Genomic DNA, 9,215 nt, shown 5'->3' on the forward strand with positions numbered 1-9,215 from the left:
GGGAACCCGATTTTGATCGGAGCTTCTGCGGCCATGGCCGCTTGCCCCACAAAGAGAGACAGGGCGCAAACTGACGCTACTTTCAGCAAATTCATGAAGGCCTCCCGAGTTTTATGTGCAGTTACAGGGGTGTACCAAAAAGACGGTAAGGCTGAACAAAGCAAAAAATATTCCGTTTTGCTAAGCTACTGGGAAAGTACACAATTTATAAAATTTAGCTGCACAAAAAATACGTTTTGGTAGTTTTTTGTGCGTAACCACTACAAAACAGTGAAAAAATAAAACGATAGCCAGAGCATGAACCTTGTCGCATATGTGGTATCGCAAGTCAAATATGATACCATGCTAGAGAGGGCTGACTGTTTTTTTGATGTAGTGTCTCGGTAATATGCTGAATTGAAAAAACTTTTTTTGAATTGTTAGCTGGGTGGCATTTCAGTCCAGCGGGCTTTCTGGCTGTGAGCACAAGTTTTGCTGCAAGAAAAATATATCACCTAAATATATAACTATGTGTTGTAATTGATAAAATTGTTTTTAAAGTAAAAAATACTTTCTTGTTGATTTTGTAGGAGCGTTATGTCCGGATTGTCCGCATCTCACCTGAAAAATAAACAAATACAAAATAATTTCGAAGTGTTATGATAATCTACGAACTGGTAGTCCTTGCATTTGCGGCGCTGGCGAAACCAGAGGAACCCCTGCTTTCAGCATTGTCACCAGCTACGTTTCCTGCGCCGCTTCTGCGTTGAGCCAGAACTGACAGAGCACCCCGGCAGACTAAAAAAACCTGCGGTATATAAGCACGATTCAGCGGCAAAAGCCACAGAAAAAGATTGACTGCATTGCCTGGGTCAATAGCCAGCGGCCAGCCCATCACTGCGTGGGTCTGTTGCTCCAAAAAGTACCCCGGTCTCCTGATCACAAAGAATAGCTCCGGCATGGCCCATCAGATCGCTAAAGTCTGCAATGCGCTCAACCGAATGGCCCTGTTGGGTCAGAGCTTGAGCCAATTGCGGGCTGAAGCGGCCTTCGAGCCGGAGGTTGTTTACCGGCAGGCCCCAACTCCGGCCATAAAGCCAGCGCGGCGCCGTCACGGCATCGTGCGGACTCAGGCCAAAATCTACCATTCGGGTGACTATGGCCGCCTGCGTCTGGGGTTGGCCCTCGCCGCCCATGGTGCCGTATACCAGCCAGGGCTTGCCGTTTTTGCGCAGCATGGGCGGGTTGAGCGTGTGCATGGTGCGCTTGCGTGGTTCGAGTCTGTTGATGTGGGCGGGATCAAGTGAAAAAAAGCTGCCCCGGTTTTGCAGCAGGATGCCCGTGTCGCCCGCCACAAGACCTGCGCCAAAGTCATGAAAGATGCTCTGGATGGCAGATACGGCGTTGCCCCGCGCGTCCACCACGCCGAACCAGCAGGTGTCGCCCTTGGGTTCCAATGGGGCGGTGGGGTTGAGGGCGCGGGCAGGATCAATGCGGCTGGCAAGCTCGCGCCCATGCTCCGGAGACAGCAGAAAATCTACAGGAATGTCGGCAAAGTCCGGATCAGTCACATGCGCATCACGATCGGCAAAAGCCAGCTTGGTGGCTTCAACTATGGCATGCAGGTATTCGGCGCTGCCCTCGCCCATGCTCTGGATATCCAGATACTCAAGGATGTTGAGTATGGAAAGCGAAGCCAGCCCCTGGGTGTTGGGCGGCAGGTTGCAGCACTCAAGGCCCCGATAGCGCACCTGCAGGGGCGTGACGATTTCTGCTTGATGCGCGGCGAAATCCCGAGCAGTCAACAGACCGTCGTTGTTCGCGAGCCAGCGGGTCAGGCGGTCGGCCAGTTCGCCTTCATAAAATACGCGCGCGCCCTCGCGAGCGATGAGGCCAAGAGTAGCGGCAAGCTCGGGCAGGCGCAGCACCGCCCCTGTTTGCGGGGGCGTGCCGTTGGGCAAAAACGTGCTGGCAAAGCCGGGAAACCTCTGCAATTGCCGATAGCCCGTGGGGTCGGGCTTGCAGTCTTCATGCAGCCAGTGGGCCAGGGATGGCGTTACGGCAAAACCTTCTGCCGCGAGGCTGATGGCTTCCTGCAACAGGTCGCCCAGAGCAAGAGGGCTGCCCCATGAGCGGCTGAGCGTGTGGGCGGCATCCCAACCAGAAACCACACCGGGCACCGTGCAGGCAGCCAGCGGCCCGCGCAGGGGAATGGACGCAAGGCCCTTTTGCGCAAAGAAATCCCGCGTGACATTTTCGCCAGAGCGCCCACAGGCGTTGATGCCGTGCAGCGCGCCGGTTGCGGCCTCGTGCGCCAGCCAGAAGTTGTCGCCGCCGATGCTGCACATCTGCGGGTACACAACGGCCAGTACCGCGGCCACGGCCACGGCGGCATCCAGAGCGGTGCCGCCCTTGCGCAGAATATCCACGCCCGCCTGCGTAGCAAGGTAGTGCGGCGATGTGACCATGCCCCGTGTGGTCATGGGGTCAAAACGCTGGGATTCCGTTTCCGCATAGGGGCTGGATGCAAAATTCATGATGCTTCCTGTGTGAGGTGGCTGGGTGTCGCATGGGTGCCGCCAGCAGGGCGCAAATCCGTGAAGACCCCAATGGCATGCAGTGGATAATCCGTGACCATGCAGCAGACTAGCGGCGGGGGCGCGCCACGTCAAACCAGCGCCGCATCCCTGCAGGCAGATGATAATCAGGTGCCAGGTTTTGCTCAAAATCGGGCGGGGTATGCAGTGCCGGCCTCATTGAGAGGTGACAAAAAAGGGCGTAAGCAGGTCTGACGCCGCCCAGGTGCGGCTACAGATCAGCAGGCAGCCGCGCATTGCGCGGCGCGAAGGACACAATATGGGTACAACAATAATGCTGTTTGCCGTGGGGCTTGCAGGAAGTTTTGTTTTTGACCGTTTTCACCTGCCCGGCGGGGCCATGACTGGAGCCATGATCGCCGTGGTGATTTTCAAAAGCTGCGGCTCCATTACCTCGCCCGACATGGCGCATTGGGTGCGCTTTATTGTCTACGGGTGTGTGGGCGTGCTTGTGGGCAACATGTATAATCCCGGCATGCTTGATGCCGTGCGCGACACCTGGCCCATGATGCTGCTTTCAACAGGCATTATCCTGATGGCGGGGCTTTTGTGTACCTGGATTGCCGTGCGTTGGGGCGGACTCTCTGTAGGCGGGGCGTATCTGGCGACCAGCCCCGGCGGATTCAATGCGGTGGTGGCACTTTCCGGCGGCACAGGGGCAGAAGCTCCCATGGTGATGGTGTACCATCTGGTGCGCATCTATGCCATTGTGCTGCTCTCCCCCATTGTGGCCAAGATGCTGTCTTATCTGGTTAAATAGTCGGTTAATGCCTGGCATCTCCCCTGCGCATGGGGGCCGCTGACAGTCCGTGACATTGAGCCTCCGTCGGATTCCGCCGGGGGCTTTTTAGCGGGCAAGCAGCAGGATCAGACCGCCCAGCCCCGGCAGAGCTACCATGCAGCTTTTGAGCAGCAATTGGGGAGCCATGCGGGTAAACTTTGCGCCCACATACGCGCCGATGACCTGACCAGCCAGAACCTGCAGGAACAGCACAAGATCCAGATGCCCGGCGGCGAGAAAACCCAGACTGCCAAAGGCTGCGATGGGCAGAATCACCAGCATGGTTGTGCCTACGGTCTGATAGAGGGGCACATTGAAGATAATCAGCAGGGTCATCTGGATAAAGGGCGTTGCCCCCACGCCGCAGGCCCCGGAAACCAGACCGTTGAACACGCCCACCATGCCTGTCAGCAGCCAGAACTTCACGCCTCGGGTGCTGGTGAAACGAAAGCTGAACAGCGGATTGGCCGGGTGAAAGACCCGCAGATAAATGAGCAGGGCGGAGAGCATGAGCACCACGCCAGTCAGCGGCTTGAGCGTGGCGGAGGCAAGCCCGGACGAGATGTGCGCGCCGCAGAAGGCCCCGGCTGCGCCGAACGCGCCCAGCAGCAAGCCCAGTCTGCGGTTTACGTTGCCCTCGCGAAAATGGCTGATAGAGCCGGAGAGGGACGTAAAAGCCATGGCCGCGAGCGAAGTGCCGAGGGCGACCTGCATGGGGATGTCAAAGCCCACGCTGAGCATGGTGATCATAACCCCAGCGCCGCCAGCGCCCACAAAGCCCAGCAATATCCCCAACAAAAGCATGGCGGCAAAAACAAGCATAGATCACCTGCTGCGCGGGCCGCCTCAGAGGCGGCGTAGAGTGGAGCAATTACATGCAGCGGCAGAAATCGCCGCGCAGTTCTGGCAGGCTAGCTCTACGGGATGCTGCGCGCAAGGGTATTTTTCCAGCCCGGGGGTCAGGCGTGCGCCGCCTTTTGCGCGCGCAGCAGCGTATCCCACGCCCGAACATAAAAGATCAGGTAGCGCCAGCACACATAGGCCACAACCAGGGTGGCGACAATCATTTCCAGCACTGCCAGCACCTTGAGTTGCAGGGCGTACTCCAGCGTTGCCGGATAGGCGGCCAACAGTTCAGAAACCTTGTACAGCGCTGTTGCCCCCACAGCCATGGGGAAGGTGTAGGCTGCGAAACCGGGGCTGAAGGGCAGACGCAGCAGCTTGAAAAAGGCCACATAGATGATGCTGGTCATCAGCACCGCCACCCCGAGCAACAGACTGCACAAGAGCAGAGAGGGGGTTGGCTCAAGGCTCAGATAGGCCACCAGCGAGAGGCTGGCAGGAGCGGCAAGCACCGCGATGGTTGGTTTGGATGCGTCTTCAATTTCCCGGGAAAATATGAGCCGGTACAACATGACAGGCAGCAGGGCCGCGTAATTGACCATGCCAAAAACCATCAGGCCATAGGCAAGCTGGTAGTAGGCCGGGCCGGGAACAGTCATGGCCGCCACGCTGATGCCCACAAAGGGTACAAACCAGCTTGGCAGCATGTGGTGCAGGCTGAACTGCCGTGCCCTGAAGGCTACAAAGGCTAGCAAAAGGCAGAGATGCAGGGCCACGGCAAAAAGCCAGAGCCACTGGGCCGCCCGCGCGTCCAAAATGCTCAGGCTTTTGGATTGCAGCATCAGGGCCATTGAGGTCGTGGGCAAAATACTGCCAAGCACGGGATGGCGCAGTTCTTCGAGCAACAGTCTTGGGTTCAGGGCAAATTTGCCCGCCAGCAGCAGGATCAGCGTCATGGATGTCAGCGCGCCAAGCACCTGCGCAAAATTGTGGAGGGGCAGGCTTTTTTCAAGCCCTATGCCCAGGCTGGCAATGCCAAGGGCCAGCCCCGCAAGGGGCGTGGGAACAGCGCGAAAGAAATTGCGAACACTCTGCAACATTAAACTATCCTCGGTTGTGGTCTGCTTGCGTGTTTGCCACGGATCGTGCATTAAGAAAATCGAAATGAATTTAACGTAACGTATAAAAAAATTAAACGCTGATATGACACTAAAGCAATTGCAGGTTTTTTTGGCTGTGGCGCGGTTCCAGAACCTCACACAGGCCGCAGAGGCTGTGTTTCTGACCAAGGGCGCTGTTTCCCAGGCCTTGCAGGAACTGGAGCGGCACCTCGGCGTGCGCTTGTTTGACAGGGTGCACCCGCATTTGCGGCTGAATCATGAGGGTGCGCGCCTGTGGCCACTGGCGGACGAAATGCTGCAAAGGGCCGAGGCCATCGAGCGGACGTTTCAGGCTGGCGGGGCCTGCTTTTTGAGCATTGGGGCCAGCAAGACCATTGGCAACTATCTGTTGCCGCAACTGATGCACGATTTTGAAAAGGATCACGGCTGGCTGCCCAAGGCGCAGATAGCCAACACCAACCGCCTGCTTGAGCTGGTGGAAGGCTATGTTCTGGATGTGGTGCTGCTGGAGGGCGAGCAGCATCGGCCCGACATGGTGGCGGAAGAATGGCTCAAGGATGAAATGGCGGTGGTAGCCTGCAAGGGGCATGCTCTGGCAGACGGCAAGGCCCATGCGCCTGAAGAACTGGCAGGTCAGCGCTGGATTCTGCGGGAGCCGGATTCCGGCACGAGGGCGTTTTTTGCGCACACCCTTGGCGCGCTCATTGCGCCCTATACGGTAGCGCTGAGCCTCAGCTCCACCGAGGCGGTGCTGGGCATGGTGGAACAGGGGTTGGGCATCACCTTTGCCTCGCGGCTCATGGCAGAGCTGCCGGGCTTCAGCAGCCGTTTTTCAATAATCCGGCTGACGCAGACATTTTCACGCACGTTTTCCCTTTGCTGGCACGAGTCAAAATACCACTCTGCGGGCATGGACACGTTTATCCGTTTTTGCCGGGCGTGGTCGCCGCTCAACAGATAGCGTTGCGCAAAGAACCCCTATGCGGGCTAACGCTGGCGCGTCAGGTGGTACACGCGGGGAACCATGTACATGAGGCTCAACTGCCCGCGCGTAGGCTCATAGCGCGTGGCAACCACCACAGAACCCAGATTCCAGAGGTGGGCATCGTCGCCTTCCCCGGCGGAGGCCTTGCCAAAACGGTCAATGACCATCTTGAGGATCATGCCTTCCACCGTATTGTTCGGCGCGGTATAATCCAGCTCAAGAAAGCCCAGAGGGCCGGGATTTCCTGGGCCGTAGCAGATCGCCATCTGGCGCGCGCCGGGGGCAACCTTGGCGGCATCATACAAATCGCAGATATAGGCGTCATCCTCGCGGATAATGGTTGCTCCGTACTGTCGCAGAGCCGTGCGCATGGAATTTCTGTCGGTATTGTCGAGCCGCTGCCCGAACAGAACGGCCTCGGGGCGCGAAGGTTCAGCGCGGGCCATATCTTCCAGTTCTTTCATGGCGTTGGCATCGCCGTTCATGGCAGCCGCATAGAGCAGCAGCACTGCCCGCGAGGGGTTCTTGGTCACGCCCTGACCTATGCGGTAAAAATGCCCAAGGCGGAACAGGGCCTCGGTTTGCTGCTGCGCCGCAGCGCGGCTATACCATGCCGCCGCCGCTGTGAAATCCTGCTGTACGCCACGCCCCAGTTCATAGAGCATGCCCAGATTATACTGTGCCTCAGGCTGACCCTGCCGCGCAGCCAGATCAAACCAGCGTGCTGCTTCCTCGGGGTTTGGCTCTATGCCGCGTCCCTGTTCCAGCATGCGCCCGTAGTTGCTCATGCCCGAGGGGTGCCCTGTCTTGGCTGACTCCGCAAACCAGTGCAGGGCGCGGCCCAGGTCAGGCTCCACCCCCTGCCCGAGGTCGTAGAGTACACCAAGGTTGTTCATGGCCTGTCCATCGCCCGCTTCGGCCTGTTTGCTCCAGATGCTCTCGGCTGTGGCATAATCGCCCTTGGCGTAGGCTGCTGCGGCTTCTTCCGCCTGTGTGGGAGGCGAAGTCCTTTGCGGAACAGGCACAGGTGCCTTGGTGGGCGCGCTCTCCACTGCGGGAGCGGCTTTTTCCTGCTCGGCGGCTTCTTCCTTTTTGCCCTTTTTTGATTTTTTATCCCTGCGGTTTTTTGAGCCCTTTTCCTTCACCGGAGCTTCTGGTTTTTTGGGCGCTTCGAGGGTAGGGCTTGCAGGCTGGGCCGGAACTGCGGGGGCAGATGCGCCCTGTGCCGCAGGAACCTGCGGTTGCTGGGCTTGAGCAGGGGCGGGGGCTCCCGGTGCGCTCAGGGGGTTGACCTGCTGCTGCGTGGGCACTGATGGCGCTGCAACGGTTGGGGTCTGCACCGTGGGTGTCTGTACGGTGGGCACCTGAACCGTAGGCGTCTGTATTGGCGCCGCTGGCATTGGCTGCGAGAGCGTGGGCGAAGTACCGCCTCCAAAGGGCTGCCCACCCATGCCGCTTGTGCTGGGGGCATTGCTTCCGCCCATGGGAGCGCTGGGCGAGCCAGTCCCCTGAACAAAAACGGAATCTGACGCGGCAAAGGCCGCGCCGCCCGGCAGTGCCAGGGACACGCACAGGCTGTACACGAATACGGCCCGAAGGGCTGAAATAAGATGGGCGCGGCTGTAAACCGCGCCCCATCGAAGAAACATGCTGGTGTTCCTTACGGTTTACGTTTGGGGCAGTTAAAATTCATAAAGTCCACTTCCGGGCGGCTTGTGAGGCGCTCATCGGGCACCAGAGCATAGCCGCGCCAGTCGCGCAAGGTGGCATTGATCCTATCCATATTCACGTAAGCCAGCAAGGCGGGCCAGCGGTCGGCCATATCACGCAGCATGCGCGCGTAGGTGACTTCGCCGCCGTGGAAACCGTCAAAGAACTCGCAGTCGCTGGAAGCAAAGGTGCGCGGGTCGGTAAATTCCATAACGTCAATGCCGCGGGCAAGCAGGGCGTCACGCAACTTGAAGAGGTGCGGATAATCGGCCTCGCGTTCGCGCATGGCGTCAAGCACACGGACAGAAAGGGGCGAAATGAAAACAAAGGTGGCAATGCCCCTGGCCTTGAGCCGGCAGTAAATTTCAGCAAAGGCGTCCAGATGGGCGCTGCTGATGCCGCCGGGGTCGCGGCTGTCAGCCAGCGGCTTGGCGTGGAAAAATGCCTTGGTGCCGTAGCGTACCTGCTTGAGGGTATCCTCGAACTGGTAGTCAAAGGGCCGCTTTTGCCCGGTGCTTTCACCTGTATAATACCACGAGCCGTCAGAGCCAAAGCCGTCGTTGTACTGCTGGGCCATGATGCCGTAACGGGCATTGCGGAATCCGCCCATGGACTGCGGCAGCATGGGGGCAATAAAGTCCCTGAACGAAATCTTGCCTTCAAGCAGCCATGTCCAGGGTTTCTTGAGGCTGTCGAATCCGTAGTTGTACGACCCGCTGGTGGGCGGCTCTTCCTTGAAGGGATCGGCATTCCACTGGGGCATGAACCACCAGAAGTCCAGCCCGATGATGATGGCATCCGGTTTGTGCTCGCGCAGCATGGCGTCGATGGTGGAGCGCAGCACTGGCAGATTGCCCGCCGTGCCGCCCACATTGAGGAAGGGCTTGCGGAAGTATGCGCCCCGGAACTGCATGACCCGCGAGGAACCCACGGCGGCAATCTCGGGCTTCACCTTGGCATAGAGTTGCAGTTTGTAGTCCACAAAATCCTGGGAAACGCCGGATCCAAACACGGCAAAATTCCCCTTGGACTGTTCGGTGACGGCCCGTTCCACGGCTACGTCGCCGCTGCTGTGCAGCCACCACGCGGTATAGGGAACGGCCAGCAGGCATCCCGCCAGGACAAGGCCCAGCAGCACGAGAAAATAACGCTTCAAAAAGGCGGTTTCTGTGTTGTTCATGGCGTTCACGCGTGGTTAA

At 58.6% G+C, this 9,215-nt stretch carries 7 protein-coding genes; 2 read left to right on the top strand and 5 right to left on the bottom strand.

Annotated elements, in window-relative coordinates; genetic code table 11:
* Nucleotides 1–851: 851 nt before the first annotated feature.
* Nucleotides 852–2,516: a gamma-glutamyltransferase gene (gene ggt / locus VEZ52_RS11395; RefSeq protein ID WP_324836915.1), complete on the bottom strand. Its 1,665-nt coding sequence runs from the start codon at nucleotides 2,514–2,516 to the stop codon at nucleotides 852–854.
* A 319-nt stretch (nucleotides 2,517–2,835) separates the two neighbouring features.
* Between ggt and VEZ52_RS11400 the strand changes: the two genes are divergently transcribed.
* A complete protein-coding gene (locus VEZ52_RS11400; protein ID WP_192112144.1) occupies nucleotides 2,836–3,336 on the top strand; it encodes an AbrB family transcriptional regulator in 501 nt (166 codons plus the stop codon).
* An 87-nt stretch (nucleotides 3,337–3,423) separates the two neighbouring features.
* Here the strand turns inward: VEZ52_RS11400 and VEZ52_RS11405 are convergent, their stop codons facing one another.
* On the bottom strand, nucleotides 3,424–4,179 hold the full coding sequence (locus tag VEZ52_RS11405; protein ID WP_324836916.1) for a sulfite exporter TauE/SafE family protein: 756 nt from the start codon (nucleotides 4,177–4,179) through the stop codon (nucleotides 3,424–3,426).
* Nucleotides 4,180–4,316: 137 nt separating this feature from the next.
* Nucleotides 4,317–5,300, bottom strand: coding sequence for a TDT family transporter (locus VEZ52_RS11410; protein ID WP_324836917.1), 984 nt, complete (start codon nucleotides 5,298–5,300; stop codon nucleotides 4,317–4,319).
* A 103-nt stretch (nucleotides 5,301–5,403) separates the two neighbouring features.
* On the opposite strand from VEZ52_RS11410, the gene VEZ52_RS11415 reads away from it, so the two are divergent.
* The gene (locus VEZ52_RS11415) at nucleotides 5,404–6,282 is read left to right on the top strand and encodes a LysR substrate-binding domain-containing protein (protein WP_324836918.1); all 879 of its coding nucleotides are present in this window, start codon (nucleotides 5,404–5,406) and stop codon (nucleotides 6,280–6,282) included.
* A 26-nt stretch (nucleotides 6,283–6,308) separates the two neighbouring features.
* Here the strand turns inward: VEZ52_RS11415 and VEZ52_RS11420 are convergent, their stop codons facing one another.
* Both VEZ52_RS11420 and VEZ52_RS11425 read right to left on the bottom strand, forming a co-directional pair.
* Nucleotides 6,309–7,955, bottom strand: coding sequence for a sel1 repeat family protein (locus VEZ52_RS11420; RefSeq protein ID WP_324836919.1), 1,647 nt, complete (start codon nucleotides 7,953–7,955; stop codon nucleotides 6,309–6,311).
* A gap of 11 nt (nucleotides 7,956–7,966) precedes the next feature.
* The gene (locus tag VEZ52_RS11425) at nucleotides 7,967–9,196 is read right to left on the bottom strand and encodes a hypothetical protein (RefSeq protein ID WP_324836920.1); all 1,230 of its coding nucleotides are present in this window, start codon (nucleotides 9,194–9,196) and stop codon (nucleotides 7,967–7,969) included.
* Nucleotides 9,197–9,215: the final 19 nt, after the last annotated feature.

It is taken from the genome of Desulfovibrio sp. (genome assembly GCF_035644575.1).
GTDB lineage: Bacteria > Desulfobacterota > Desulfovibrionia > Desulfovibrionales > Desulfovibrionaceae > Desulfovibrio.

What these genes read in the sequence shown, in the direction of transcription:
- VEZ52_RS11410 (WP_324836917.1), bottom strand. Translation starts at nt 5,300, where the DNA reads ATGTTGCAGAGTGTTCGCAATTTCTTTCGCGCTGTTCCCACGCCCCTT.
- VEZ52_RS11405 (WP_324836916.1), bottom strand. Translation starts at nt 4,179, where the DNA reads ATGCTTGTTTTTGCCGCCATGCTTTTGTTGGGGATATTGCTGGGCTTT.
- ggt (WP_324836915.1), bottom strand. Translation starts at nt 2,516, where the DNA reads ATGAATTTTGCATCCAGCCCCTATGCGGAAACGGAATCCCAGCGTTTT.
- VEZ52_RS11415 (WP_324836918.1), top strand. Translation starts at nt 5,404, where the DNA reads ATGACACTAAAGCAATTGCAGGTTTTTTTGGCTGTGGCGCGGTTCCAG.
- VEZ52_RS11400 (WP_192112144.1), top strand. Translation starts at nt 2,836, where the DNA reads ATGGGTACAACAATAATGCTGTTTGCCGTGGGGCTTGCAGGAAGTTTT.
- VEZ52_RS11420 (WP_324836919.1), bottom strand. Translation starts at nt 7,955, where the DNA reads ATGTTTCTTCGATGGGGCGCGGTTTACAGCCGCGCCCATCTTATTTCA.
- VEZ52_RS11425 (WP_324836920.1), bottom strand. Translation starts at nt 9,196, where the DNA reads ATGAACAACACAGAAACCGCCTTTTTGAAGCGTTATTTTCTCGTGCTG.